24 protein-coding genes are annotated in these 25,289 nt (G+C 72.5%); 14 read left to right on the top strand and 10 right to left on the bottom strand.

Annotated features, from left to right (window positions below; translation table 11 throughout):
- Positions 1-24: 24 nt before the first annotated feature.
- The gene (locus tag GH723_RS12990; RefSeq protein ID WP_153760044.1) at positions 25-732 is read left to right on the top strand and encodes an HAD family hydrolase; all 708 of its coding nucleotides are present in this window, start codon (positions 25-27) and stop codon (positions 730-732) included.
- A 131-nt stretch (positions 733-863) separates the two neighbouring features.
- On the opposite strand, the gene GH723_RS12985 is transcribed toward GH723_RS12990, so the two are convergent.
- Positions 864-1,595, bottom strand: coding sequence for an MOSC domain-containing protein (locus GH723_RS12985; protein WP_153760043.1), 732 nt, complete (start codon positions 1,593-1,595; stop codon positions 864-866).
- An 85-nt stretch (positions 1,596-1,680) separates the two neighbouring features.
- Here GH723_RS12985 and GH723_RS12980 point away from each other — a divergent pair, with 85 nt between their 5' ends.
- Positions 1,681-3,081, top strand: a complete 1,401-nt coding sequence (locus GH723_RS12980) for a class II fumarate hydratase (RefSeq protein ID WP_153760042.1) — start codon at positions 1,681-1,683, stop codon at positions 3,079-3,081.
- Positions 3,082-3,102: 21 nt separating this feature from the next.
- Here GH723_RS12980 and GH723_RS12975 read toward each other — a convergent pair whose 3' ends face one another.
- Entirely contained in the window at positions 3,103-3,603 is a 501-nt protein-coding gene (locus GH723_RS12975; RefSeq protein WP_153760041.1) for a hypothetical protein, read from the bottom strand.
- A 126-nt stretch (positions 3,604-3,729) separates the two neighbouring features.
- Between GH723_RS12975 and GH723_RS12970 the strand changes: the two genes are divergently transcribed.
- Genes GH723_RS12970 through GH723_RS12955 form a run of 4 tightly spaced genes read left to right on the top strand, consistent with a single transcriptional unit; the run spans position 3,730 to position 6,957 of the window.
- Entirely contained in the window at positions 3,730-4,794 is a 1,065-nt protein-coding gene (locus GH723_RS12970; RefSeq protein WP_153760040.1) for an HpcH/HpaI aldolase/citrate lyase family protein, read from the top strand.
- Positions 4,791-5,669, top strand: coding sequence for an HpcH/HpaI aldolase/citrate lyase family protein (locus GH723_RS12965; RefSeq protein ID WP_229022824.1), 879 nt, complete (start codon positions 4,791-4,793; stop codon positions 5,667-5,669). The genes GH723_RS12970 and GH723_RS12965 overlap by 4 nt, the downstream gene beginning before the upstream one ends.
- Positions 5,670-5,684: 15 nt before the next feature.
- On the top strand, positions 5,685-6,137 hold the full coding sequence (locus GH723_RS12960) for a hypothetical protein (protein WP_153760039.1): 453 nt from the start codon (positions 5,685-5,687) through the stop codon (positions 6,135-6,137).
- A gap of 19 nt (positions 6,138-6,156) precedes the next feature.
- On the top strand, positions 6,157-6,957 hold the full coding sequence (locus GH723_RS12955; RefSeq protein ID WP_153760038.1) for a hypothetical protein: 801 nt from the start codon (positions 6,157-6,159) through the stop codon (positions 6,955-6,957).
- On the opposite strand, the gene GH723_RS12950 is transcribed toward GH723_RS12955, so the two are convergent.
- On the bottom strand, positions 6,954-7,259 hold the full coding sequence (locus GH723_RS12950; protein WP_153760037.1) for a hypothetical protein: 306 nt from the start codon (positions 7,257-7,259) through the stop codon (positions 6,954-6,956). The two genes, GH723_RS12955 and GH723_RS12950, sit on opposite strands and share 4 nt — an antisense overlap.
- A gap of 189 nt (positions 7,260-7,448) precedes the next feature.
- Here GH723_RS12950 and GH723_RS12945 point away from each other — a divergent pair, with 189 nt between their 5' ends.
- Complete coding sequence (locus GH723_RS12945; protein ID WP_153760036.1) at positions 7,449-7,688, top strand: hypothetical protein; 240 nt, start codon at positions 7,449-7,451, stop codon at positions 7,686-7,688.
- A gap of 1 nt (position 7,689) precedes the next feature.
- Here the strand turns inward: GH723_RS12945 and GH723_RS12940 are convergent, their stop codons facing one another.
- From GH723_RS12940 to GH723_RS12930, 3 genes are all read right to left on the bottom strand, one after another.
- Entirely contained in the window at positions 7,690-8,670 is a 981-nt protein-coding gene (locus GH723_RS12940) for a sensor domain-containing diguanylate cyclase (RefSeq protein ID WP_153760035.1), read from the bottom strand.
- Between the two features lie 4 nt (positions 8,671-8,674).
- On the bottom strand, positions 8,675-10,282 hold the full coding sequence (locus GH723_RS12935; protein ID WP_153760034.1) for an acyl-CoA dehydrogenase family protein: 1,608 nt from the start codon (positions 10,280-10,282) through the stop codon (positions 8,675-8,677).
- 70 nt (positions 10,283-10,352) lie between these two features.
- Positions 10,353-13,013, bottom strand: coding sequence for a putative bifunctional diguanylate cyclase/phosphodiesterase (locus tag GH723_RS12930; RefSeq protein WP_153760033.1), 2,661 nt, complete (start codon positions 13,011-13,013; stop codon positions 10,353-10,355).
- Positions 13,014-13,095: 82 nt separating this feature from the next.
- Here GH723_RS12930 and GH723_RS12925 point away from each other — a divergent pair, with 82 nt between their 5' ends.
- Positions 13,096-13,971 (top strand): HhH-GPD family protein, encoded by an 876-nt coding sequence (locus GH723_RS12925; protein WP_229022823.1) that lies wholly within the window; start codon positions 13,096-13,098, stop codon positions 13,969-13,971.
- 22 nt (positions 13,972-13,993) lie between these two features.
- Here the strand turns inward: GH723_RS12925 and GH723_RS12920 are convergent, their stop codons facing one another.
- Entirely contained in the window at positions 13,994-14,986 is a 993-nt protein-coding gene (locus tag GH723_RS12920) for a DUF6687 family protein (protein WP_153760032.1), read from the bottom strand.
- 50 nt (positions 14,987-15,036) lie between these two features.
- Positions 15,037-15,912 carry an alpha/beta fold hydrolase gene (locus tag GH723_RS12915; protein WP_153760031.1) on the bottom strand — a complete coding sequence of 292 codons (876 nt, stop codon included), beginning with the start codon at positions 15,910-15,912 and terminating at the stop codon, positions 15,037-15,039.
- 114 nt (positions 15,913-16,026) lie between these two features.
- On the opposite strand from GH723_RS12915, the gene GH723_RS12910 reads away from it, so the two are divergent.
- The 4 genes from GH723_RS12910 to GH723_RS12895 are packed head-to-tail and all read left to right on the top strand — an operon-like array spanning position 16,027 to position 19,552.
- The gene (locus tag GH723_RS12910) at positions 16,027-16,863 is read left to right on the top strand and encodes an MBL fold metallo-hydrolase (protein WP_153760030.1); all 837 of its coding nucleotides are present in this window, start codon (positions 16,027-16,029) and stop codon (positions 16,861-16,863) included.
- Between the two features lie 58 nt (positions 16,864-16,921).
- On the top strand, positions 16,922-18,463 hold the full coding sequence (locus GH723_RS12905; protein ID WP_153760029.1) for a molybdopterin-dependent oxidoreductase: 1,542 nt from the start codon (positions 16,922-16,924) through the stop codon (positions 18,461-18,463).
- 47 nt (positions 18,464-18,510) lie between these two features.
- Positions 18,511-19,029, top strand: a complete 519-nt coding sequence (locus tag GH723_RS12900; protein ID WP_153760028.1) for a flavin reductase family protein — start codon at positions 18,511-18,513, stop codon at positions 19,027-19,029.
- A gap of 4 nt (positions 19,030-19,033) precedes the next feature.
- Positions 19,034-19,552 carry a gamma carbonic anhydrase family protein gene (locus GH723_RS12895; RefSeq protein WP_153760027.1) on the top strand — a complete coding sequence of 173 codons (519 nt, stop codon included), beginning with the start codon at positions 19,034-19,036 and terminating at the stop codon, positions 19,550-19,552.
- 118 nt (positions 19,553-19,670) lie between these two features.
- Here GH723_RS12895 and GH723_RS12890 read toward each other — a convergent pair whose 3' ends face one another.
- Positions 19,671-20,336, bottom strand: coding sequence for an alpha-ketoglutarate-dependent dioxygenase AlkB (locus GH723_RS12890; RefSeq protein ID WP_153760026.1), 666 nt, complete (start codon positions 20,334-20,336; stop codon positions 19,671-19,673).
- Positions 20,337-20,355: 19 nt separating this feature from the next.
- Complete coding sequence (locus tag GH723_RS12885) at positions 20,356-21,537, bottom strand: phosphorylase family protein (protein WP_229022822.1); 1,182 nt, start codon at positions 21,535-21,537, stop codon at positions 20,356-20,358.
- 266 nt (positions 21,538-21,803) lie between these two features.
- Here GH723_RS12885 and GH723_RS12880 point away from each other — a divergent pair, with 266 nt between their 5' ends.
- Entirely contained in the window at positions 21,804-23,489 is a 1,686-nt protein-coding gene (locus GH723_RS12880) for an ABC transporter ATP-binding protein (RefSeq protein WP_153760025.1), read from the top strand.
- Positions 23,490-23,494: 5 nt separating this feature from the next.
- Complete coding sequence (locus GH723_RS12875; RefSeq protein WP_229022821.1) at positions 23,495-25,279, top strand: ABC transporter ATP-binding protein; 1,785 nt, start codon at positions 23,495-23,497, stop codon at positions 25,277-25,279.
- Positions 25,280-25,289: the final 10 nt, after the last annotated feature.

The raw sequence follows: 25,289 nt of genomic DNA, 5'->3' as shown, positions 1-25,289 counted from the left end.
CATGTCGACGCCTACCATCGGCCGATGGCGGACCGCTCCGACATGGCCGTGCTGCTGTTCGACTTCTTCGGCACGCTCGTGACCTACGAAGACGACCGCACGGTGCTGCGCTATGACCGTACGCACGAGTTGCTCCTCAGCTGGGGTTGCACCCTGACCCACGACGAGTTCGTGACCGTGTGGGACGAGGCGTCGACGGAGGTGGAGACGGCGTCCGGCGACGACCACATCGAGACGACGATGACCGATGCCGCACTCGCCTTCGCTGCCTGCGTCGGACTCGACCTCGACGAGGCCCGCTGCGACGGGCTGGTCGAGGTGTTCCTCGACGAGTGGGCGATGCCCGTTCGAGCCGTGGCCGGTGCGGCCGAGATGCTCGCGCGTCTCGGAGGGCGGCATCGACTGGGGGTCGTGTCGAACACGCACGACCTCCACATGGTCGGACGCCTCCTGGACCGGCTCGGTATGGCGTCGTCGTTCGAGCACGTCCTGCTCTCGGTGCAACACGGCTGGCGCAAGCCCCATCCGTCGATCTACGCGGCTGCGCTCGACCACTTCGGCGTCGACCCCGCCGAGGCTGTGTTCGTCGGCGACTCCTACGAGGCCGACCACCTCGGTCCGACCGACGCCGGGATCCGCGCCTTCCTGATCGACCCCGCCGGCCGGCACCCGGTGCCATCCCAGCGCCGCCTGGACTCCGTCCTCGACCTCGAAGCTCGGCTCGGCTCCTGACCATCGTCGCCCCGAGACATTCGCGAGTTCGGGGCGGTGCGCGCCCGGAACTCGGGAATGTCTGCTGGTGATGTCGTCTCGTGTCACGACGGTCCGGTCACCGGACCGAAGTGACACGAGACGGGGCGCGGTCAGAGCGGAACGAGCTCGTCACCGACCCTGACCCGGCCAGGGGAGCGCACGAGCGTGCCGATGCCGAGGTGGCCGTCGCGGGCGGCGTTGATGCGCTTCAGCACGTCGAGGTCCCGCCCGATGCCGTCGGGCTGCGGCCGCGTGACCATGACGCAGCGGTCGATGCGCTTCATCGCCTCGAGCTCGACGTCGCCGATCGACAGGTGGCGCCCGACGAGCGCATCCTCTCCCTCGCCGTCGACGACGAGGTTGAAGCGGAAGCGGCGCACCTCGCCGAGCGGCACGCCGACCGACGCGAGCGATGCCTCGGAGCAGATCGACACCATGGTGCGGGTGGAGTCGTGGAAGCGCCCACGGGGGCCACGCCACTCGACCCACGGCGCCCCGTCCTCGTCGGTGGCGTCGCTCGGGTTCTCGTACACCGGTGCTCGCTCGATCTCCGCCGCCGACCGCAGCTCGACCTCCCGCCCGAGCCAACGCGACAGCTCGTCGTCGTCGGCGGTCTCGGTGCCGTCGGGCAGCCGGACGCTCACCTGTCCGTCGCCGTGCCACACCCCGCACGCCATCAGCAGCTCGGGGACCCGTCGTGCCGTCAGCCCGTTGGTGGTGCCCCGGTCGAAGAGCGCCCAGCGGCGGTCGCCGACGAGCCCCTTGGCGTCGACGTCCGCCGACTCGAGCCGTTCGCCCTGCAGCGACTTCACCGGGTACCGCCAGATCTGCGTGATGCGCACCTGCGCCACCGTACGTGGCACCCGACCGGGGGACGTGGCGGTTCCGTAGGGTTGACCGCACCGGTCTCGGCGAAGGGGTGCAGGCATGAGCGAGCAGTGGCGCATCGAGCACGACTCCATGGGTGAGGTCAAGGTCCCGGCCGACGCCAAGTGGGGCGCCCAGACCCAACGGGCGGTCCAGAACTTCCCGATCTCGGGCCGACCGATCGACGAGCGGCTGATCCGGGCCCTCGCCCTCGTGAAGTCCGAGGCGGCGCGGTTCAACGGCCGCTCGAAGGACGTCCCCAAGGTCGACGCCCGCATCGCGAAGGCCGTCGCCGCCGCGGCGGACGAGGTCGCCGAGGGGGAGTGGAACGACCAGTTCCCCGTCGACGTCTTCCAGACCGGCTCCGGCACCTCGTCGAACATGAACGCCAACGAGGTGATCGCCCGGCTGGCGTCCGAGCAGCTCGGCGAGGACGGCGCGGTCCACCCCAACGACCACGTCAACGCGTCCCAGTCGTCGAACGACGTGTTCCCGAGCGCCATCCACATCGCGGTCACCGAGTCGGTGCTCGAGGAGGTCATCCCCGCCCTCGAGGGGCTGTCCCGCAGCCTGCGTCGCAAGCAGAAGCAGTTCGCCAAGGTGGTGAAGTCCGGCCGCACCCACCTGATGGACGCCACGCCGGTCACGCTCGGCCAGGAGTTCGGGGGCTACGCGGCGCAGGTCGACGAGGCGATCGAGCGCCTGCGCGACACCGCGCCTCGCGTCGGGCGCCTCCCGCTCGGGGGCACGGCCGTCGGCACCGGCATCAACGCGCCGAAGTCGTTCGGCCGATCGGTCATCGCCAAGCTCGCGGAGCGCACCGGCCTGCCCCTCACGCCGGCCCCCGATGCCTTCGCCGCACAGAGCGCGCGCGACGCGCTCGTCGAGGTGTCGGGCCAGTACCGGGCCGCCGCGGTCGCGCTGGTGAAGATCGCCAACGACCTCCGCTGGATGGGCTCGGGCCCGCGCACCGGCCTGTCGGAGATCCGCATCCCCGACCTGCAACCGGGCTCGTCGATCATGCCGGGGAAGGTCAACCCCGTGATCGCCGAGGCGGTCACCCAGGTGGCGGCGCAGGTGATGGGCAACGACGCGGCGGTCGCGTTCGGCGGCAGCCAGGGCAACTTCGAGCTCAACGTCTACATGCCGATGATGGCCCGCAACCTGCTCGAGTCCGGCACGCTGCTCGCCAACGTCGCCGCGGTGTTCGCCTCGCGCATGATCGACGGGATCGAGGCCAACGAGGAGGTGTGCCGCGAATACGCCGAGTCGTCGCCGTCGATCGGCACGGCACTCAACCCCTACATCGGCTACGAGCTGGCCGCCGAGATCATCAAGGAATCGACCCGCACCGGGGAGAGCATCCGCTCGATCGTCCTCGAGCGGGAGCTGATGACCGACGACGAGCTCGACCGGGCCCTCGACATCATCTCGATGACCAAGGGCGGGATCGTCAAGTAGTCGCTCAGGCGCAGCAGCCGCTCAGGCGGCGCCGGCCTCCAGGGCGGGGCTGCCCGGGTAGGCGACGGGATCGCCGGCGGCGGGGATCGGCGGCGCCGTCCAGCTCATGCGGGCCGCCAGGCCCTTGGCCACCGTGCGCCAGGCCTGCGGGTCCCACCCGCCGGCGGCGCCGAGGACCGTGCCGTCCTGGCCCAGGTGCACGAAGGCCGGCAGGACCTCGAGCCCGAGGGCCTCGGTCACCTTGCGGCCCGGATCCGCCAGGGTCATGAACTCCTTGGTGATCGGTCCGAGGAACTGCGTGGCCTCCTCGGTGGTGCCGGCGACGACGAAGCACACCCGGCAGTCGGCGCCGCGGTAGTGCCCGAGGATGCGCCGGGCGGTGTCGAGGATCCAGGCGCTCTCGTGGGTGTACGGGTCGACCACGACGGCGGCGATCTGGAACGTGGTGAGCCAGTCGTCGAGGGTCCGCTCCTCGTCGTCGAGGGCCGTCAGGGTCAGATCGAGGGGGACCTTGGTGCTCACGGGCCACGAAGATAGCCGGGGCCCCTGTCGGGACCGGAATCCTCGCCTCGGCGGACCGCCGAGTGGTCCCGCGATCGGACGGACTCCTATCGTTCGGAGCGACCGTCCACCGAGCAGGGGAGCCCCATGCGCAGCGCCAAGGACTTCTTCCGACCACTTGCCGCGGGTGCACCGCAGCCGCTCCGCGAGATCACGGTGCGGCCGTCGCGGATGATCCACTTCTTCCCTGCGGCCAACGAGAAGATGCGGTCGAAGGTCCCGGACATGGCGGCGCAGGTGGACGTGCTGCTCGCCAACCTCGAGGACGGCGTGCCGGCCAGCGACAAGGAGGCCGCCCGTGACGGTCTCGTCGAGGTCGGCAAGGCGTGGAGCGCCACCGACACCCAGCTGTGGACGCGCGTGAACTCGCTCGACTCGCCGTGGGCGCTCGACGACCTCACCGCCGCGGTCACCGAGATCGGCGACAAGCTCGACGTCATCATGATCCCGAAGGTCGAGGGCCCCGAGGACATCCACTACGTCGACCGGCTGCTCGCCCAGCTCGAGGCGCGTGCGGGGCTCGAGAAGCCGCTGATGGTCCACGCCATCCTCGAGACCGCCCAGGGCGTCGCCCGGGTGGAGGAGATCTGCGGCGCCTCGCCCCGCATGCAGGGCCTCTCGCTCGGACCCGCCGACCTGGCGGCGAACCGGCGCATGAAGACCACCCGCGTCGGCGGCGGCCACCCCGGCTACCTCGTCCGCGAGGACCCGGACGCCGATGACGCCGAGGCGCCTCGGGCCACGTTCCAGCAAGACCTGTGGCACTACACGATCAGCCGCATGGTCGACGCCTGCGTGATGCACGGGATCCTCCCGTACTACGGGCCCTTCGGCGACATCGCCGACACCACGGCCTGCGAGGACCAGTTCCGCAACGCCTACCTGCTCGGCTGCGTCGGCGCCTGGAGCCTGCACCCCGCGCAGATCCCGATCGCCAAGAAGGTGTTCAGCCCCGATCCCGCCGACGTGGCCCACGCCCAGCGCGTGATCGAGGCCATGGGCGACGGCACGGGCGCGGTGATGCTCGACGGGAAGATGGAGGACGACGCGTCGGTGAAGCAGTGCCGCGTCATCGTCGACCTGGCGCAGGAGCTGTCGGCCCGCGACCCCGAGCTCGCCGAGCTCTACGGCTTCGAGGGGGCCGCATCGTGACGACCTCCCACGACGCCCTCCGACCCCGCCGGTCGGTCCTCTACATGCCCGCGGCCAACGCCCGGGCGCTGGAGAAGGCCAAGTCGATCCCCGCCGACGCGCTGATCTTCGACCTCGAGGACGCGGTCGCCCCCGACGCCAAGGACACCGCCCGGGAGCAGGCCGCTGCGGCCGCCGCCTCGGGCGAGTACGGCCAGCGGGAGGTCACCATCCGCTGCAACGGGCTCGACACGCCGTGGGGCGAGGCGGACATCGCCGCCGCTGCGGCCGCTGGCCCATCGGCCATCGTCATCCCGAAGGTGTCCGGGCTCGACGCGCTCGGGGCGGTGGCCGATCGCCTCGAGGCCGCCGGCGCCCCGGATCACACGACGATCTGGGCCATGGTCGAGACCCCGCAGGCGATCTTCGCCGCCCGGGACATCGCCGGCTTCGAGCGGGTGAGCGTGCTGGTGATGGGCACGAACGACCTGGCGAAGGAGCTGCGGGCCGAGCTGGTCCCGGGCCGTGCCCCGCTGTACCCGCACCTCGCCACCGCCCTGCTCGCGGCCCGCGAGGCCGACAAGGTGATCCTCGACGGCGTCTACAACGACGTCCGCGACCCGGAGGGCTTCGAGGTCGAGGCTCGCCAGGGCTTCGAGATGGGCTTCGACGGCAAGACGCTCGTCCACCCCGACCAGGTCGAGCCGGCGAACCGGATCTGGGCTCCGTCGGAGGAGCAGGTCGAGCACGCCCGGAAGGTGATCGCCGCGTTCGAGGAGGCCGAGGCCAAGGGCCGCGGCGTCGTCACCGTCGACGGGCGCATGATCGAGAACCTCCACGTCGACAACGCCCGGCGTACGCTCGCCACCGCTGACGCGATCGCCGCGCTCGGCTGAAAGGAAGATCCACCGATGGTCCTCGCCCTCGTCCAGGACGACGCCGGCTACCGCATCGTCTACCTCCTGCACATCGCCACGATCGTCGCCGCGTTCTCGGGGGCGATGGTCGGTGCCCGACTCCAGGCCGCCGGACGTGCCGACGCAGGGGCCGCGGGGTCGATCGGCCGGGTGCTCGCCGACCTCACGACCAAGATGCACGTGCCGGCCCTCGCGCTGGCCGGTCTGTTCGGGATCCTCCTCATCGTCCTCTCGGACGGCTACGAGATGAGCCAGAGCTGGATCTCGATCGCCTTCGTGCTGTGGTTCGCGATGCTCGGCGTGATGTGGTTCCTGCTCCGGCCCGCGCAGGTCGCGGCCGCGGGCGGCGATGCCGACGCCGGCAAGAAGACGGCGATGTTCACCGGCATCATCCACCTGCTGTTCCTGCTCATGCTCATCGACATGATCTGGAAGCCGGGCCTCTGAGCAGAGGGGCCTGAGGCCGGTGCACCCGATCGAGCGGCTCCGCTACGTGGCCCGGGCCTCCGGCGCGGGCCACGACGTGCTCGTCCGGGAGACGGCGTCCGCGCTGGCGACCTTCATCGACGATCCCGCCGGCATGGTGACCGCCTGCCGGCGGGTCGTCGCTCGCCAGCCGACGTCCGGTCCGATCTGGTGGCTCACCTCCCGGGTGCTGACCGCGCCCGACCCGATGCGCGAGGCGTGGGACGCGGTCGAGGAGTTCGAGAACGACACGACCGTCCGCGAGCTGGCCCACGCCATCGAGCCGGATCTGACGGTGACGGTGCTCGGCTGGCCCGAGCTGGTGGCGTCGGCGCTCGTGCGCCGGGGCGACCTGGCGGCGCTCGTGGTGGACGTGCTGGGAGAGGGGTCGGGCCTCGTGCGGCGGCTGACGTTCGCCGACGACGACGCCGAGGCGGTCGACGTGCCGGTGGCCGGGCTCGGGGCCGCGGTGGCCGAGAGCGATCTCGTGCTGCTGGAGGCGTCGGCGATCGGGCCGGAGGCGTTCCTGTCGATCGCGGGCTCCCGTGCCGCGGCGGCGACGGCGCGGAGCTGCGGGGTGCCGGTCTGGCTCGTCGGCGGTGCCGGCCGGTTGATGCCGGCCCGTGTGTGGGAGGGGCTCGTCGCCCGGCTCGACGTCGACGAGCCCTGGGACGCCGACGACGAGGTGGTCCCGCTCGACCTCGTCGACCGGATCGTCGGGGCCCACGGTCCCGAGCCCGTGGCCGACGCCCTCCGGCGCACCGACTGCCCCGTGGCCCCGGAGCTGTTCAAGGAGCTCTAGGCGGGTCCGAGCCGGTCCCGGGCGCGTCGGACGCGCCCGCGCAGTCGGCTCTTCGAGGACCGAGGCAGGCGGCCGGGCGCGTACACGCCCCGGGCGACGCGGCGCACCCAGCCCTTCGAGACCTCGGCTCGCAGAGCGTCGGACACGACCTTGCTGGTGCGCCCTCGCAGGCGCCAGCCCTCCCGCTCCACTGCGGTGACGAGCTCGGCAACGGTCGTCGGGCCCGCCGCGTGGATGTGGAGCGTCAAGAGGGCCCGCAGCTCCCAGTGCGTGACGGTGCGGGCTGGTGTGGTGGCCTCCATGCGTCCATGATCCCGAGCTGCAGTGACACCGAGGGGGCACCCGCGCACCTCGTCGAGCGCACGGTTCCACCTCGGTGCGACAGCTGGGTGGTGCCCTTCGATCGACAGGGCCGGTTGTCGCACAGAGGCGAAACAGCGCCGCTGCGGTGGAGGGAGACTGCGGCCCCCCGACCGGCGGCATCGGGCACGATGGGGGCGGTGCCGGCGCCGGAGGGGTTCAGCTACGCGGTCCGCAAGGACGGGGACGTCGTCATCGAGCACCACGGACGCGTGGCGACGGTGCTGCGCGGACGGAGAGCGGCCGGGTTCCTGGCCGACGCCGAAGGTGCGACCGCGGCCGAGCGACAGGAGCTGATGGCCCGGCTCACCGGCAACTACCGGCGGGGCAACGAGCGTCGGGCCGCCCAACACCCCAGGAACCGTCGCTGAGCTACTCGGGCGGCAGCTCGACCTCGACCCGGTCGCGCCCGTTCGCCTTCGCCCGGTACAGCGCGGTGTCCGCACGGATCATGGCGTCGGTGATGTCGTCCTGGGGCACGAGCGGCGTGATCCCGATGCTCGTGGTCAGCCGGAAGCGCTGGCCCTCCGCGTGGACCTCGAGCTCGGCCAGCGAGCTCCGCAGCCGTTGGGCGACGACCTCACCGGCCTCGAGGGGCGTGTCGGTCAACAGCACCGCGAACTCCTCGCCGCCGAGTCGGGCGACGACGTCGGACTCCCGACGGTCGCTGCGCAGCAGCCTCGCCACCGCCTCGAGCACGCGATCGCCTGCGGCGTGCCCGCCGGTGTCGTTCACCCCCTTGAAGCGGTCGAGGTCGAGGAGCATGAGCGTCGCGCTGCGCCGTGACCGTCGGCTCGTGGCCAGCTCGTGGCGTGCGGCCTCGAGGAAGCTGCGCCGGTTGCGGATGCCGGTGAGCCCGTCGGTGTTCGCGAGCCGGTAGAGCTCGGCCCGCTGGCCCTCGAGCTCGGCGAGCGCCCGACGCAGCTCGGTGATGTTGAACGGCATCCAGACCACCGCTTCGGGCGGGCCGTCGGCCCGCTCGATGGGGGCCACGTGCCCCTCGAACGACAGGCGCGTCGGCACGCCGTCGCGGTCCTCGACACCGTCGACGTCGTCGGCACCCAGCTCGTAGTGGCAGACGAGCCCCTCGCCCGTCTCGAGGACGCGGTGGATGGTGCGCAGGAAGCCGTCGGCGACGTCGTTGGGCATCACCTCGTGGAGCGTGCGGCCCACGAGGGCGGCCCCGTCGTGGTAGCGGGACTTGTGGCGACCGCCGAAGACGGCCAGGTAGCGGCCGTCCCGGTCGAGGACGAAGAACGGCTCGGGGACGGCGTTGACGACCGCCTCGAGGAGGGGGTTGGCCTCCGCGAGGAGCTCGGCGAGCGGACCGGCCGCCCCTGGGCCGCTCTCCAAGGTGCTAGGCCTTCGCGCCCGAGGCCAGGCGCCGGGCGATCACCTTGAGGGCGAGCGTCTCGTCGGCGCCCTCGAAGATCGAGAGCACCCGAGCGTCGACGAAGTAGCGGCTCACCGGGTACTCCTCGGCGTAGCCGAACCCCCCGTGGATCTGCATCGCCTCGCGGGTGACCCACTCCGCGGCGCGACAGACGTAGGCCTTGACCATCGACGCCTCCATCGCCCCCTCGCCCTTGGCCATCAGCTTGGCGACGGCGTAGGAGAACTGGCGGGCGGCCTGGATCGTGGCGGCCATGCGGGTGAGCTTCACCTGGGTGAGCTGGTAGTCGGCGATCGGCTCGCCGAACACGACCCGGTCCCGGGCGTACTGCAGCGCCTCCTCGTAGGCGGCCTGCATGACGCCGACGGCCCGGGCCGCGGTCTGGAGGCGGCCGTTCTCGAACCCGGCCATCTGGTAGTAGAAGCCCCGGCCGAGCCCGTCCTCGCCGCCCACCTGGTTCTCGGCGGCGACGAACCAGCTGTCGAAGGCGATCTCGTAGGAGTGCATGCCGCGGTAGCCGATCGTGTCGATCGGGCGGCCCTCCATCTTCCCGCCGCCCGGCGCGCCGCCGTCGGCCCCGGCCTCCTGGGTGAACTCGAACCCGTGGGCGTCGCCGCGGGGCTTCGGCACGACGAACAGGCTGAGGCCGCGGTGGGCGGACGAGCGGTCCGGATCGGTGCGGGCGAGCAGCATGAGCGCGTCGGCGCGGGCGCCGAACGTGCACCAGGTCTTCACGCCGTTGACCAGCCAGCCGCCGTCGGTGGGGGTGGCGGTGACCTTGATGCCGGCCACGTCGGAGCCGTAGTCGGGCTCGGTCACCGCGACGGCGGCCATGACCTCGGCCGACGCCAGCTTGGGCAGCCACTCCTGCTTCTGGTCCTCGGTGCCGCCGGCCTCGAGCGCCCGGGTGAGGATCTCGGGTCGGGTGATGAGCGAGCCGCCGGCACCGAGCGACCCCCGCGACAGCTCCTCGGTGGCGACGACCATGCCCATGTAGTCGGACTCGGTCCCGGTGGCGAAGCCGCCGTACTCCTCGGGCACCGACATGGCGAAGCCGCCCATCTCGGCGAGCCCGGAGATGATGTCCTCGGGGATGTCGTCGTTGTGGCGGTGGATGTGCTCGGCGACCGGCTTGATCTTGTCCTCGGCGAAGCGTCGGAAGGTGTCCTGCACCATCTCGAAGTCCTGGTCGAGGTGCCGGGGCCCGGCCTGTCCGGCGAGCGACGCCAGGAACTCCGGGTCCCGGGCGGCGGCGACGAACTCGCGGGTGGCGTCGAGCGCGCCCGGCTCGATGCCCCACACCGCCTCGCGACCGAACACCTTGCCGCCGAGCTCGGCGATGGCATCGCCGATGAACGCGCAGGTCAGCCCGGCCTCGACCTCGCCCTTCTGGCCGTAGTCGAGCATCGCCCGCCCCGTGGCGACCGCCGAGGCCGCGTGGGCGACGTCGTAGGCGAGGACCTGGTCCTCGTCGACCGTCCCGGTGGCGGCGAGGTGGGCGATGGCCGTCTGGACGAGGTCGTGCGCGACGTCGATGGCGGAGGCGGCGGCGGCGAGATCAGGGGCGGTCATGGGCGCAGAGCGTACCGACGCCCCCGGGTGCCTCTCACATCGGGCCGCCGGGTGGCCGGGTCTCGGGCGGCTACCAGTCGTCGGGCAGGTCGAGGCGGTGGGCGAAGCGCCGGAAGCGATCGCTCTCCAGCAGGACCGCCAGCTCGTCGGCCGGCAGCGGCTGGCTGAGGAGGAAGCCCTGGGCTCGGTCGCACCCGAGCTCCACGAGCCGCTCCAGCGTCTCCCAGTCCTCCACGCCTTCGGCGACGACGGCGAGCCCGAGGTTGTGGCCGAGGTCGATGACCGAGCGCACGATCGTGTCGTCGCCGCCCGGAAGGGACATGGCGCCCACGAAGCTCTGGTCGATCTTGATCTCGTCGATCGGCAGGTCGCGCAGGTAGGAGAGCGACGAGTACCCGGTGCCGAAGTCGTCGATCGACAGCGAGATGCCGAACGCCTTCAACCGGCGGAGCACCCCGAGGGCGAGGAGCGGGTCGTCCATCAGGAGGCTCTCGGTGATCTCGAGCGTCAGGCGCTCGCCGGGGAACCGCTCCTCCTCGAGGAGGCCGACGATCCAGTCGACGAGATCGGGCTCGTAGAGGTTGCGGGCGCTGACGTTCACCGCGACGTGGAGGAACTGGCCGTCGACCGACAGCTGCTTGACCTGGCGCACGCTCTGGCGCAGCACCCAGCGGGTGAGCGGCTGGACCACACCGGACATCTCCGCGAGCTCCATGAACTCGCCCGGCGGCATCAACCCGTGCGTCGGGTGCTTCCACCGCAGCAGCGCCTCGGTCCGCAGGACGTGGCCGGTCGACAGCTCGACGGTCGGCTGGTGGTGGAGGACGAGCTGGTCCTGGGTGATCGCCTGGCGGAGCTCACCGAGGAGGGTGAGCCGCCGGATCGACGAGCGGTCGTCCTCGGGTGCGTAGACGGCGAAGGTCGACGAGGTGCGCTTCGCCACGTACATCGCCACGTCGGCTCGGCGTGCGAGCCCGTCGGCGTCGTCGGCGTGCTCGGGGAAGAACGCGATGCCGATCGACGCCGACACCTGGATGCTCACCCCGTCGACGTCGACGGGCCGCTCGACCAGGCGCCCGATCTTCTCCGCCACCGCGATCGCACCCGAGCGCGTGGCGTTGGTCGTGAGCAGGATGGCGAACTCGTCGCCGCCCAACCGGGCCACCGTGTCGGCCTCGCGCAGCGCGTCCCGGAGCCGCTGGGCCACCTCGGACAGGAGCACGTCGCCGCTGTGGTGCCCGAGGGTGTCGTTGACCTCTTTGAAGTGGTTGAGGTCCATGATCATGATCGCGATCGGTTCGCCGCTCCGCTGCGCCCGGCTCAGCCCCTTGCGGAGGCGGTCGTTGAGCAGCACCCGGTTGGGGAGACCGGTCAGGGCGTCGTGGAGGGCCTGGTGCCGGAGCCGGGCCTGGACCCGCGCCCGGTCGGTGACGTCCTGGAGCGCCATCGTCGCCGAGCGGTCGGGCATCGGGAACGTGTGGACGGCCAGCACGGGGCTGTCCGGCTCGTCGACGAGCGGCATCTCGCTGTCGAACCCGACGCCGACGGTGATCGTGTCGACGAGGCGCGCGGGGATCGGGCCGTCGCGCAGCACGGGGAACACGTCGATCAACCGCTCGCCGATGTGGTCGGTGGCGTCGCGGCCGAGGAGGCGGGCGGCGGCCGGGTTGGCGGAGACCAGCGTGAGCGAACGGGGGTCGCCCGGGTCGGCCAGGCGCACGACGAGGAGCGCGGTGTGGATGTGCTGGACGATGTCGCGGTGGTGCGACAGGTCCTCCTCGATCCGCCGCAGGTCCGTGACGTCGATGACGAGGCCACGCACGCGCACGGGCCGACCGCTCGCGTCACGTTCGCAGCGCTGCGTGTCCCTCACGCGCACCTCGCGGCCGTCCGACGCCACCAGCCGGTACTCGACGTGCTCCCCGTCGATCTCGCCCGTCATCGTCCGGCTCAGGTGGTCGAGCACCCGGGCGCGGTCGTCGGGGTGGATCGTGACGATCCACGACTCGGGGCTGTCGATCTCCTCGGGGGGTCGACCGAGGATCGGGCCGACCCGCCCGGCCACCGTCAACGTGGCCGGGGGGTTGGTCGTCATCGTCCAGACGATCCCGTCGATGCCGGCGAGCAGGTGCTCCTGGTTGCGGTGCAGCTCACGCTGGCCGTCCGCGACGTTGCCGACGACGATGGCGACGAACGTCCCGGCGACGACCAGCACGGCGAGGAGCAGGACGCCGAGGCCCTGCACGACGATCGCCGGGAAGAGCATCACGGCACCGGTCCAGAGCACCGCACGCACCGCGGCGCCACGCCCGGCCGCCGCCGCCACCATCGCCACGTCGGCGAGCAGCGCGAGCGCGGCCCCGCCGAGCGCGTCGTGGTGCGCGAGCACGACGACGGCGGCGATCAGCGCGTCGACGGCGATCATCCGCTCCGGCAGCACCGGCCAGCGCCGCCGCAGGCGATCGGCGGCGATGGTGACCGGGAGGCTCGCGGCGACGAGGACGCTGACCTCGAGCGGCACGTCGACGACCGCCTCGGGTGCCGCCCCGGCGATCAGGGCGAGCAGGGGGATCGCGAAGTAGCGGCTCCAGAACACCAGGCGCCACGGATCACGCAGCCCGGCGCGCGCCACCGGGTCCCTGACGATCTGGTGCGTCCGCCGGCGGGCGCGCGGTCGCTGCTCGTCGTCCCGCCCGGGAGGCGCGACCGTCGTCGGGTTGTGGTCGTGCATGGTGGTTCCGCCTCGAAGGTCCCGATCCCATCGGCCGGGACCGCCGGTCCTGTAGGTCGGCGGGGCCGTACGCTCGCGGGCCGTGGCGCTGCTCGACCCGACGACCCGCGACGCCGTCCTCGCGTGGGGCGACCGCCAGCTGCGCGACCTGCCGTGGCGGTCGACGCGTGACCCGTGGGCGGTGCTGGTCTCCGAGGTCATGGCCCAGCAGACGGGGGTGGACCGGGTCGTGCCGAAGTGGCACGCCTTCCTCGAGCGGTGGCCCGATCCGACGGCGCTGGCCGCCCGCCCGCTCGGCGACCTGCTCTCGCTGTGGTCGGGGCTCGGCTACCCCCGCCGGGCGAGGAACCTGCACCTGGCCGCACAGCAGATGGTCGACGAGCACGGCGGCGCGGTGCCCGACGACCTCGACGCGCTGCTGCGCCTCCCGGGTGTCGGGCCCTACACGGCGCGGGCGGTGCTGGCGTTCGCGTTCGAGCGCGACGTGGGGCTCGTCGACACCAACATCGCCCGCGTGCTCGCCCGGGTCGGTGGCGCCTCGTTGCGTCCCCGCGCCGCCCAGGACGCGGCCGACGGGTTGGTGCCCGCCGATCGAGGGTGGCTGTGGAACCAGAGCCTCATGGAGCTGGGTGCGACGTTCTGCCGCCCCACGCCGCGCTGCGTCGGCTGCCCGGCCCATCCGGACTGCGCGTGGGCGACCGCCGGGCGACCGGACCCGGACCCCGCGGCGGGCAGCGCGGGGGTGAGTCGACGCCAGGCCCCGTTCGCCGGATCGGACCGCGAGGCGCGTGGTCGCGTGCTCGCCGCGCTCGTCGACGCCCCGCTGGCGGACGACGCGGCGCGGGCGATCGCTGCCGGCGTCGTCGAGTCGGGGGTGCGGGCCGAGCAGGTCGTCGACGGCCTCCGTCGGGACGGGCTCGTGGTGCGCCGCGAGGACGGCACGCTGGCGCTGCCCTGACGGCTGGAGCCCGCGTGGGGCGTCAGCTCGGCGGGGCGTAGGGGTCGAAGGCCACCGGGTCGTCACGGAGGTGGCGGACGAGCACCTCGAGCACCGATGCGCGCGACAGCGCCGAGGCGCCGGCGACCGGTTCCAACTGGGGCGTGAGCTCCCCGGGCGGGTCGGCGCGCCACGGCGCGTCGTCGAGGTCCGAGAGCTCCTCGGCCACCGGCCCGAGGTCGATCCGCGGTCGCACCCGACGGCTGCGCAGCTGCACCCACGACTCGTAGCGGTAGGTGACCCGGTGCGTGTCGCCGGTGCTGAGGAGGATGACGCCCCTGTCGGTCGCGCCGTGGAGGGCCATCGGGTGCACGCCGTCGTACCGACGCCCCCCGAACCGGTGCCCCCACCACGGAGCGGCGGGCGCGTCGACGACCGCGAGGTCGACGTCGGCGTGCTCATCGATCGAGATGCGTCCGTCGGCCAGCGCCGCCTCCGACGCGCTCAGGTGCGCGTCCTCCTCCTCCCACAGCGTGGCGTAGGGATCCTGGTCGAGGAGCAGCTGCGGGAGGCGGCCGAGGGCGTCGACGAACAGCTCCGCCAGCCGGTCGTCGCCGCGGGTCGGCACCGGCGAGCGGTCGGGGTCGGCGAACGCCGAGACGACCATCGACGCCCTCGCGGCGCGGCGGTCGCGGTAGGTGGCGAAGTCCCCGGCGGCCGCCAGGTCCTCGGCGAGGGGACGGAGGGCGCTCGCGTCGGCGGGGGACGTCATGGCCCAGACGCTGACGAGGCCGTCCTGGTCGAAGTGGTTGGCGGTGACGACCGTCGCGGCGCCGTGGAGCACCTCGGGGTGCTCGAGGTAGCGGAACGCCATCTGGGCCGACAGGTCGGCCGCGACCTCCGGTGCGGGGAGCGGCGCGCCGGGCCAGTGGGACAGCGTGAGCGTCGTGCCGGCGTTCGGCGTGCCGTCGACCACGACGTTCGGCTCGTCGGCGGACGGAGCGTACGGGCGGAACGAGAGCGGCTGGTCGAGCATGGGCGGAACCTACGACCTCGACCGTGCTCGAGGTCAAGGGGTCCGGGGCGTCAGCCCTCGGCGAGGAAGGACAGCACGAGCTCGTTCACGATGGTCGGCTGCTCGAGCTGGAGGAAGTGGCCTGCACCGTCCACCGCGACCATGCGCGACCCGTCGGGCAGCTCCGAGGACACCGAGGTGGCGACGTCGATGCCGACGCAGCCGTCGTCGACCCCGTGGAGGTAGAGGAGCGGCTGGTCGGGCAGGCGGCCGGTGGCGGCCTGGGCCTCGTCGAGGGAGGGGTCCCGCGGTCCGTCGCCGAGCGTCGCCCGGTAGTAGCCGAGCGCGGCCGCGAGGTGCGCGGGGTCGCCGAGGGCGTCGCGGACGTGCGCCAGGTCCTCGGCGTGGTCGTAGCCCGGGGACCAGTCGTCCCATAGCCCGCCGATGAACGCCAGGTCGTCCATCGGGACGACGGCGTCGGCGAGCGGGTGCTGGAAGAAGAACATGTACCAGGAGCGGCGGAGCTGGGCCGGGTCGAGGAACGCCCGGGCCATCGCGCCGCCGGGCGGCACGGCCGCCCCGACCACCCGCCGGAAGCGGTCGGGGGCGAGGTTCGCCGCCCCGTAGGCAGCCGGCGCACCCCAGTCGTGCCCGATCACCACCGCGTCGGCGTCGCCGCCGAGGGCCTCGTGGAGACCGACGGCGTCCGATGCCAGGGCACCCGTCTGGTAGACGCCGTCGGGCGCCAGGCCGCTCGGCGCGTACCCGCGCATGAACGGGGCCACGGCTCGGTACCCGGCGTCGGCCAGCTCCGGCAGCAGGTGGCGCCACCCCCACGCGGTGTCGGGGAACCCGTGGAGGCAGAGGGCGAGCGGGCCGTCGCCGCCGGTGTCGAGGTACGCGAGCTCGATGTCGCCGACGGTGGCTCGGCCTTCGGTGAGGAGCATGGGCGCTGAATGTAGGGGAGGAGCGGCCGAGGGGTCTCGTGAGACTTGGGTCACACGCTCTGGGGCGAGCGGCGACCGTCCGTTACTCTCCCGAACTCGGAAAGGGGGAGGCCCGTGGTCAACGTGACGTTCTACGGCGTGCGCGGCTCGACGCCGTGTCCCGGGCCCTCGAACGCGCGCTTCGGCGGCAACACCGCGTGCGTCGTGCTCGAGCGTCCCGACATGCCGCCGATCGTCCTCGACCTCGGCACCGGCCTGCGATCCTACGGCGAGGTCCTGCCCCACGACGGCAGCTTCCGCGGCGCGGCGCTCGTCACCCACCTCCACTGGGACCACGTCCAGGGCCTGCCCTTCTTCGTGCCGATCCTGCGCGACGGCGCCTGCATGGACGTCTACGGCCCTCGTCCCGACGACGGGCGCACGCTGGCCGACGCCTTCGCCGGGTTCATGCGCCCGCCGTACTTCCCGGTCACCGTCGAGCAGCTGCCCGGCGAGATCCACTTCCACGACCTCACCGATGCCACCGTCGAGGTCTGCGGCGCCACGGTCACCGCGCGGTCGGTGCCCCACGTCGGCGTCACCAACGGCTACCGCATCGACTGGGGTGGGGTCTCGGTGGCGTACCTGAGCGACCACCAGCAACCGGCCGACGACCCCTTCTCCGTCGCCGCCGGCGCGCTCGAGCTCGCCCAGGGCGTCGACCTGCTGATCCACGACGCGCAGTACACGGCCGACGAGTTCGCCCACAAGTGCGACTGGGGCCACTGCACGGTCGAGTACGCGGTCAACGTGGCCCGTCGGGCCGGCGCCGAGCGCCTGATGCTGTTCCACCACGACCCGGCCCACGACGACGACACCCTCGACTGCCTCTACGCCGGTGCCCGTCGCCTGGGCGGCCCCGACCTCGAGGTGCTCTCGGCCTACGAGGGCCTCACCGTCTCCCTCGGCTGACCCGCGGCCCCCCGACCGCGACTGCATCCAGCGGGGGCGTACGCTCCGAACCACGGACGTGGAGACCTCGACCAACGACCCGGCGCGCCAGGCGCGCGCCGCCGCTGCAGGGCTGGTCGCGGCCGCCCTCGCCCTGGCCACCGGCGAGCTCGTCGCCGGGTTCTCGGTCCGCTTCACGTCGCCGGTCGTCGCGGTGGGCGACGCCGTGATCGACCGGGTGCCCGCCTCGGTGAAGGACTGGGCGATCGATACGTTCGGCACGAACGACAAGGTGGCGCTGGTCGTCGGCATCCTCGTCGTGGCCGCGCTCGCCGGCGGCCTGCTCGGCATCCTCGCCGCGCGCCGCCCGCTCGCCGGTGCGGCAGGGATCGTCGGCTTCGGCGTCGTCGGCGCCCTGGCGGCCGTCGCCGAACCCGACGCCTCCGGCCTCGCGTGGATCCCGAGCGCGTCGGCCGCGCTGGTCGGGGCCCCGGCGATCGCCTGGCTGGCCCCCCGCTCCGGGGTCCCCGCCGACACCCGCAGCGACGCGGCGGCCGACTCCCGGCGCCAGTTCATCCTCGGCAGCACCGCGATGCTCGCGGGTGCCGCCATCTTCGGCTCGACCGGTCGGTGGCTCCAGGGCCGCGCCAGCGCCGTCGCCTCGCGGATGGCCGTCGTGCTCCCGATGCCGCGCCGTGCTGCGCCGCCGGTGCCCGCAGGAGCGGACCTCGGGCTGCGCGGGGTCGAACCGTGGCAGACCCCGATCTCGGACTTCTACCGGATCGACGTCAACCTCGTCGTCCCCCAGGTGCCGGCCGAGACGTGGCGCCTGCGGGTCCACGGCATGGTCGAGCGGGAGCTGGTCCTCACCTACGACGAGCTCCTCGCACGCGAGATGGTCGAGGAGGACATCACGCTCTGCTGCGTGTCGAACGAGGTCGGCGGTGACCTGATCGGCACCGCGAGGTGGCTCGGCACCCGGCTCGACGACCTGCTCGCCGAGGCGGGGGTCGACCCGGAGGCCGACCAGGTCGTCGGCCGCTCGACCGACGGCTTCACCGTGGGCTTCCCCGTGTCGGTGCTCGACGACGGACGCCCGGCGCTGGTGGCGGTCGGCATGAACGGGGAGCCCCTGCCGATCCGCCACGGCTTCCCCGCGCGTCTGGTCGTGCCCGGCCTGTACGGCTACGTGTCCGCCACCAAGTGGCTGTCGGAGATCGAGCTCACGCGCTTCGACCGGTTCGAGACCTACTGGATCGAGCGCAACTGGGCGGTCGAGGGCCCGGTGAAGGTCATGTCCCGCATCGACACCCCGCGCGACGGCGCGACGATCGCCCGGGGTCGGGTCGCGGTGGCCGGCGTCGCGTGGGCGCAGCCGGTCGGCGTCGCCGCCGTCGAGGTCCGCGTGGACGACGGCCCGTGGGTCGAGGCCCGCCTCGGCGAGGAGGTCAACCGCCACACGTGGCGCCAGTGGGTGCACGAGTGGGACGCCACACCCGGGCGGCACCTCCTCACCGTGCGGGCCACGGACCACGACGGGCAGACCCAGACGGCGGAGCGCGCCGCCCCGGTCCCGTCCGGCGCGACCGGCTGGCACCAGGTGGTCGTCGAGATCGGCTGAGCCGCCGCCGGTGCCCGGGACGACGGCGCCTCGCTACCCTCGGCGACGTGAGCGACCAGGACCCCACTCCCGCCGCGACGTCCGCGCCCGTCGACCCCACCGAGTTCCGCCGCGTGCTCGGCCACTTCCCGACCGGGGTCACCGTCGTCGCCGCCGCACCCGACGACCGCCCCGCCGGGATGACGGTCGGCTCCTTCTTCTCGATCTCGCTCGACCCGCCGCTCGTCGGCTTCTGCGTCGACCACGGCTCCAGCTCGTGGCCCGAGATCGAGCCCGCCGGGAGCTTCTCGGTCAACGTCCTCGGCTCCGAGCAGTCCTCGCTCTCCAACCACTTCGCCCGCACCGCCGGCGACCGCTTCGCCGACGTGCCGTGGCACCCCGGGGCCACAGGATCGCCGCTGCTCGACGAGGCCCTCGCCCACATCGAGTGCGTCACCGAGCAGGTGGTCGAAGCGGGTGACCACTGGATCGTGATCGGCCGGGTCGTCGACCTCGCCGTCCACCGCGAGGGCATGCCGCTGCTGTTCTTCCAGGGCGGCTACGGCCGCTTCGAACCGGAGGTCTGAACCCGTGCCCGTCTACGCCCTCGGCGATGTCGAGCCCCGCATCGACCCGACCGCCTACGTGCACCCCGATGCCGTCGTCATCGGCGACGTCACGATCGGTGGCGAGTCGTCCATCTGGCCCGGGGCCGTGCTGCGCGGCGACGACGGCGGCATCGTGGTCGGCGAGCGCACGTCGGTGCAGGACGGCACGGTGGTGCACACCACGGCCCACGCCCCGACCCGGATCGGCTCGGACTGCGTGGTCGGCCACATGGTCCACCTCGAGGGGTGCATCGTCCACGACGGGTCGCTCGTCGGCTCCGGGTCGGTCGTGCTCCACCTCGCCGAGGTCCACACCGGCGCCATCGTCGGCGCCAACGCCGTCGTCCCGAACGGCATGGTCGTCCCGAGCGGCGCGATGGCCCTCGGCGTCCCCGCCAAGATCCGGCCCGACGCGGTGGACCCCCTCCAGATCAGCATGGGGGTCGAGTTCTACGTCGCTCGCGGCAAGCGCTACGCCGCCGAGCTGCGTCGTCTGGACTGATCGCCCGCCGGCCGCGCTGGTCGGACCGACTCGAGCCGCCTCGCGCGCGACCCCGCCCGCCGGCCCTTGGGGAGGCGCAGCACCTGCGGGGGTGTTCGGGCTCCCCGAGGGCTGCCCGTCAGCGTGACCGGCTGAAGTGGCGGGGTGCCCGGTAGGACGCCCCGACCACGGGCCGGCCCTGGCGCGACGTCCACCGCCACTGCGCGGAGATGCGCCCACCCGTGGGGGTGGCCGGCCGGGGGACCCCGTGCTCCCAGCGGTCCTGGCACGCGCCGCCCATCACGATGAGGTCGCCGTGGCCGGGGGCGACGTCGACCGTGGCGCCGCGGTGCGGGGCATCGTGGTCGTAGCGGTTGGCCCGAGGCCGCAGGTGGAACGGGCGACGGTCGCCGAGGACCAGGAGCGCGATGAGGGTGTCGTCGAGCCACCGCATGTCGCGGTCGCGGTGCAGGCCCATCGAGTCGCTGTGGTCGCGGTAGTAGGCGAACGAGCAGCCGCCGAACCCGACGCCGTAGTGGCGCTCGATGGCCCGTCGGGTCTCGTCGAGGACGATGTGGGGCGCCTGCTGGCCCTGTCGGAGCATCCCGCCCATGCGGGGCTCGTCGATCCACCGCTCGTAGCGGAACACCCGACCCTGCTGCCACGCGATGCCGTCGCGCACCGCGGCGTAGACCTCGGACGGGTCGTGCCCGAGGCCGCCGACGAAGCCGCGCGCGACGTCGACCCAGCAGGCGTCGTCGAGCTGCGCCCGCTCGAAGGCGATGGTGGCGACGGGCGTGGCCATGGCCCCGACGGTACCGCCCTCAGTCGACGTCCGGCGGCGCGCCGAGCAGCGGCTCGTCGGTGGAGCGCAGGTCGGCGTTCGGGATGCCGTGCGGGTGCCGCGAGCGGACCTCGTCGAGGCACTCGAGGGCGATGTCGAGGTGCGACCGTCGGCTCGCCTCGTAGAAGTCCCGGGCCGCTGCGGACAGCTTCGGCGAGCCGTGCAGCGGCTTGTCGGAGACGCAGAGGAGCGTGGCGTTGGGGATGCGGTAGCGGAAGCCGTTGGCGGCGACGGTGGCCGACTCCATGTCGACGGCGACGCTGCGCGACAGCCGCATCGCCTCGAGCGCCTCGCGCTGGTTGAGCTCCCAGTTGCGGTTGTCGGTCGTGTAGACGGTGCCGAGCCGGAACGCCGCGCCGCGCCGTTCGAGCGCGCCGAGGAGGAGCGAGTTGAGCCGCTGGTTCGGCGTCACGGGCACGCTCGTCGGCAGGACCTCGTCGAGGATGTGGTCGGCGCGCAGGTAGGCGGTGGCGAGCACGAAGTCGCCGATCGCCTGGTGGTTCCGGAGCCCCCCGCAGTGGCCGATCATCAACATGGCGTCGGGGCGGAGCACGGCCACGTGGTCGGTCACCGTCTTGGCGTTGCTCGGACCCACGCCGATGTTCACGATCGAGACGCCGGAGCCGTCGGGCTCCAGGTGGTGCCACGCGGGCATCTGCACGCCGTCGCGGCTCGGCCCGAGCGCGTCGGGGAAGCGCTCGCGGAACGCGTCGACGTGCATCGCGTAGTTGGTGAAGACGACGTAGCGCTGGAAGGCGTCAGCCGAGGTGCCGGTGTAGTGCCCGAGCCGGTCGAGCGAGAGCGCCATCCGCTCGGGGCCGAACAGGAAGAGCTTCTTCGCCCGCAGGTCCCACCCGCTCTCGTCCAGCGCGTCGAAGAGAGCGGGGTCGTCGAGCCCGAGCGCGCGGCGGGCGGGGCGCACCGAGATGCGGGCCCCGCGGTCGAGGAGCGCGGCGAGCTCGCGCTCCAGGTAGCGGCGGATGGCGGACGGTCGGGCGAACTCGCCGGTGAGGCGTGGGTTGTGCTGCGACCACGGGCGGACGACCTCGATCTCGGGGTACCAGCCGTCGGCGTCGATCGTCTCCGCGGCGTCGCACAGCTGCCGCGCCGCCGCGCGGTGGTCGTCCTCGGGCAGGTCGGCTCCGTCGATCGTCAGGTCCACGTGCGGCATCATCGCGTGGACGAGGGCGGTCGGGCGGGCCGTCGGGACAGTGCGCAGAACCCGTGTCGGAGGGCACCTCGCGAATCGTTAGACTCTGGAACCATTCGCACGGAGGTGGACCGTGCGGCACCATCCGCAGGGGGCGGAGCACGAGGGGGCACACCACCATCTCTGACAGCGACAGACCACGACATCCCGGCTGGGCCCTGCTCTTCGAGCGCGTCCGCATCCAGAAGAAGGGGATCGCGCTCGGCGTCACCGTCGGGATGCTCTGGACGATCGGCAAGGTCGCCGTGCCGTGGATCGTCCGCCAGGGTGTCGACCGGGGCATCGAGGCCGAGCCGCCCGACATCGGCGAGATCCGCTTCTGGGGCCTGATGGTGCTGCTGGCCGGCGCCGGCTCGGCCATCTTCGCCGGCGCCCGCCGCTACATGGCGTTCCGCGAGGCCCGCCGGACCGAGGCCGACCTGCGCGACCAGATTTTCGCCCAGATCCAGCGCCTCCACTTCGCGTACCACGACCGCACCCAGGCCGGTCAGCTGATGAGCCGGGGCAACACCGACCTCCAGCAGGTCCAGCAGTTCGTCGTCATGATCCCGGTGACGATCTCGAACGCGCTCACGGTGCTCCTGGTGACGGTGCTGCTCGTCGTCATCGACCCGATCCTCACCCTCTTCGCCCTCGGGTCGCTCCCGGTCGTGAACGTGCTCGGCAAGCGCTTCTCGACCCGGCTGTTCCCGAACGTGATGCGCATCCAGGAGGAGTCCGCCCAGCTCGCGTCGGTCGTCGACGAGTCGGTGCAGGGCGTCCGGGTCGTCAAGGGCTTCGGTGCCGAGCCGGCCCAGTCCACCAAGCTCGAGACCGAGGCCGAGGACGTGTACGACGCGGCGATGGACGCCTCCTACGTCCGGGCCCGCTACCTCCCGGCCATCGAGCTGATGCCGAACGTCGGCCTCATCGCCGTGCTCGCCTACGGCGGCCACCAGGTGATGAACGACGAGCTCACGCTGGGCACCCTCGTCTCGTTCAACCTCTACGTGGTGCTGCTCATCCAGCCGCTCCGCATGCTCGGCATGATCATCGCCCAGGCCCAGCGCGCCGCCGCTGCCGGCGACCGCGTGGCCGAGGTGCTGTCGACCGCGCCCCGCATCGTCGATCCGGCCCACCCGCGCCAGCTGCCCTCGAAGGGCCCGGCCCTCGGCCACGTCCAGTTCGAGGCGGTCGACTTCTCCTACGCCGACGGCACCCCCGTGCTGCGCGAGCTCCAGCTCGACGTCCCGGCAGGCCAGTCGATCGCGCTGGTCGGTGCCACCGGCTCGGGCAAGAGCACGATCGCCCGTCTCCTGCCCCGCTTCTACGACGTCGACGGCGGCCGCATCCTCCTCGACGGCGTCGACGTGCGCGAGGCCCCGCTCGCCGAGCTGCGCCGCGCCGTGGGCATCGTGTTCGAGGACACGTTCCTCTTCTCGGCGAGCATCGCCGCCAACATCGCCTTCGCCGATCCCGACGCACCGCAGGAGCAGATCGAGCGGGCCGCGCGGCTCGCCGGTGCGCACGACTTCATCGTCGAGCTGCCCCTCGGCTACCACACCGAGATCGGCGAGCGCGGGTTCTCCCTCTCTGGCGGCCAGCGCCAGCGCATCGCCATCGCCCGCGCCATCCTCGCCGACCCGCGGGTCCTCATCCTCGACGACGCCACCTCGTCGGTCGATCCGACGAAGGAGCACGAGATCCGCGACGCGCTGGGCGAGGTCATGCAGGGGCGCACGACGATCGTGATCGCCCACCGTCCGGCCACGATCGCGCTGGCCGACCGGGTGGCGCTGCTCGGCGACGGTCGCATCGTCGCCACCGGCACCCACGACGAGCTGCTCGCCACGAGCGAGGCGTACCGCACGGTCCTCGCCGCCATCGAGAGAGACGTCGAGGCGGGGGAGGAGGTGCGGCTGTGAGGGGCATGCCCGCAGGGATCTCCGAGGACGACAAGCTCGACTCCGAGCAGGCCAAGCACGTCCTGCGGCGTGCGGCGCGGATGATGCGCCCGCACCGTCGCCAGCTGTGGCTCGCCATCGGCCTCATCGCCCTCTACACGCTGTGCATCCTGGCCGGCCCCTACATCGTGAGCTGGGCCATCGACTCCGGCATCACGCCCAGGGACGCCGGCGTCCTCAACACCGCGATCGCCGCGTACATCGTCGTGGCGCTCGTCCACTACGTGGCCCAGCGCACCGCGATCACCACGCTCGCCCGGGTCGGCGAGACGTTCCTGAAGGACCTCCGGCGCCGGGTGTTCGCCCACCTCCAGCGGCTGTCGATGCCCTTCTACGACCGGGAGAAGGCGGGCGTGATCATCGCCCGCATGACCTCGGACATCGACGCCATGCAGGAGCTCGTCCAGATGGGGCTGCTCCAGTTCGTGTCGGCGACGATGCTGCTCGTCCTCGCCCTGATCCTGCTGTTCGTCATGTCGTGGCAGCTGATGTTCGTCTGCGCGATCGCCATCCCGTTCGTGGTCCTGGCCTCGATCAAGTTCCAGAAGGACTCCAACCGGGCCTACCTGACGGTGCGCGACCGGATCGGCTCCACGCTCTCGAACCTCCAGGAGGGCATCGCCGGCGTCCGGGTCATCCAGGCCTTCGGTCGCCAGGAGGTCGAGTCGACCCGCTTCGCCGGCGAGAACCGCGGCCTCTACGACGCCCACATGGAGTCGGTGAAGGTCCAGTCGTGGTACGTCCCGATCATCGAGTTCGCCGGGCACTTCACCACCGCCATCGCCATCGGCGTCGGCGGCTGGATGGTCACCGAGGACATCGTCACCATCGGCGTCGTCGCCTTCTTCGTGCTCACGCTCTCGAACCTCTTCGAGCCGATCCAGCAGCTCAGCCAGCTGTTCAACCAGCTGCAGTCGTCGGGCGCCGCGCTCCAGAAGCTCTTCGAGCTGCTCGACACCGACGTCGACGTGGCCGAGCGTCCCGGCGCCGTCGACCTGCCGTCGGAGGGCGAGATCGAGGTCCGCGACGTCGTGTTCCGCTACGCGCCCGACGGCGAGGACGTGCTCTCCGGCGTGAACCTCACGATCTCGCCGGGGGAGCGGCTCGCCCTCGTCGGCCCCACGGGCGCCGGCAAGTCGACCCTCGCCAAGCTGGTCGCCCGCATGTACGACCCCGTCGAGGGCACGGTGTCGTTCGGCGGTGTCGACCTGCGGGACGCGACGCTGCGATCGCTGCGCCAGCGCATCGTCGTCGTGCCCCAGGAGGGGTTCCTGTTCCACGGGACGATCCGCGACAACATCCGCCTCGTCCGGCCCGAGGCCACCGACGCCGACGTGGTCCGGGCGCTCGACGCCCTCGGCCTGCGGGAGCGCTTCGAGGACCTCGAGGACGGTCTCGACACCGAGGTCGCCGAGCGCGGGTCACGGCTGTCGGCGGGCGAGAAGCAGCTCGTCTCGCTCGCCCGCGCCGCGCTGATCGACCCGGCCGTGCTGGTGCTCGACGAGGCGACCTCCTCGCTCGATCCCGGCACCGAGGCGCTCGTCGAACGGGCGCTCGAGGTGCTGATGGAGGGCCGGACGGTCATCGTGATCGCCCACCGGCTGTCGACCTCGGAGCGGGCGGACCGCGTCGGCGTCGTCACCGAGGGCACGCTCCGCGAGCTGGGCACCCACGACGAGCTGGTCGCCGCCGGGGGCCACTACGCGGCGCTCTACGCCACCTGGGCCGGCGGCCTGGCCTCGACCAGCTGACACCGTCGGC

The organism is Actinomarinicola tropica, assembly GCF_009650215.1.
Taxonomy (GTDB): domain Bacteria; phylum Actinomycetota; class Acidimicrobiia; order Acidimicrobiales; family SKKL01; genus Actinomarinicola; species Actinomarinicola tropica.
This window is presented reverse-complemented; position numbering and strand designations above follow the sequence as displayed.

What these genes read in the sequence shown, in the direction of transcription:
- GH723_RS12930 (WP_153760033.1), bottom strand. Translation starts at nt 13,013, where the DNA reads ATGCACGACCACAACCCGACGACGGTCGCGCCTCCCGGGCGGGACGAC.
- GH723_RS12935 (WP_153760034.1), bottom strand. Translation starts at nt 10,282, where the DNA reads ATGACCGCCCCTGATCTCGCCGCCGCCGCCTCCGCCATCGACGTCGCG.
- GH723_RS12970 (WP_153760040.1), top strand. Translation starts at nt 3,730, where the DNA reads ATGCGCAGCGCCAAGGACTTCTTCCGACCACTTGCCGCGGGTGCACCG.
- GH723_RS12980 (WP_153760042.1), top strand. Translation starts at nt 1,681, where the DNA reads ATGAGCGAGCAGTGGCGCATCGAGCACGACTCCATGGGTGAGGTCAAG.
- GH723_RS12890 (WP_153760026.1), bottom strand. Translation starts at nt 20,336, where the DNA reads ATGGCCACGCCCGTCGCCACCATCGCCTTCGAGCGGGCGCAGCTCGAC.
- GH723_RS12920 (WP_153760032.1), bottom strand. Translation starts at nt 14,986, where the DNA reads ATGCTCGACCAGCCGCTCTCGTTCCGCCCGTACGCTCCGTCCGCCGAC.
- GH723_RS12880 (WP_153760025.1), top strand. Translation starts at nt 21,804, where the DNA reads ATGCTCTGGACGATCGGCAAGGTCGCCGTGCCGTGGATCGTCCGCCAG.
- GH723_RS12950 (WP_153760037.1), bottom strand. Translation starts at nt 7,259, where the DNA reads ATGGAGGCCACCACACCAGCCCGCACCGTCACGCACTGGGAGCTGCGG.
- GH723_RS12875 (WP_229022821.1), top strand. Translation starts at nt 23,495, where the DNA reads ATGCCCGCAGGGATCTCCGAGGACGACAAGCTCGACTCCGAGCAGGCC.
- GH723_RS12915 (WP_153760031.1), bottom strand. Translation starts at nt 15,912, where the DNA reads ATGCTCCTCACCGAAGGCCGAGCCACCGTCGGCGACATCGAGCTCGCG.
- GH723_RS12960 (WP_153760039.1), top strand. Translation starts at nt 5,685, where the DNA reads ATGGTCCTCGCCCTCGTCCAGGACGACGCCGGCTACCGCATCGTCTAC.
- GH723_RS12945 (WP_153760036.1), top strand. Translation starts at nt 7,449, where the DNA reads ATGGGGGCGGTGCCGGCGCCGGAGGGGTTCAGCTACGCGGTCCGCAAG.
- GH723_RS12990 (WP_153760044.1), top strand. Translation starts at nt 25, where the DNA reads ATGGCGGACCGCTCCGACATGGCCGTGCTGCTGTTCGACTTCTTCGGC.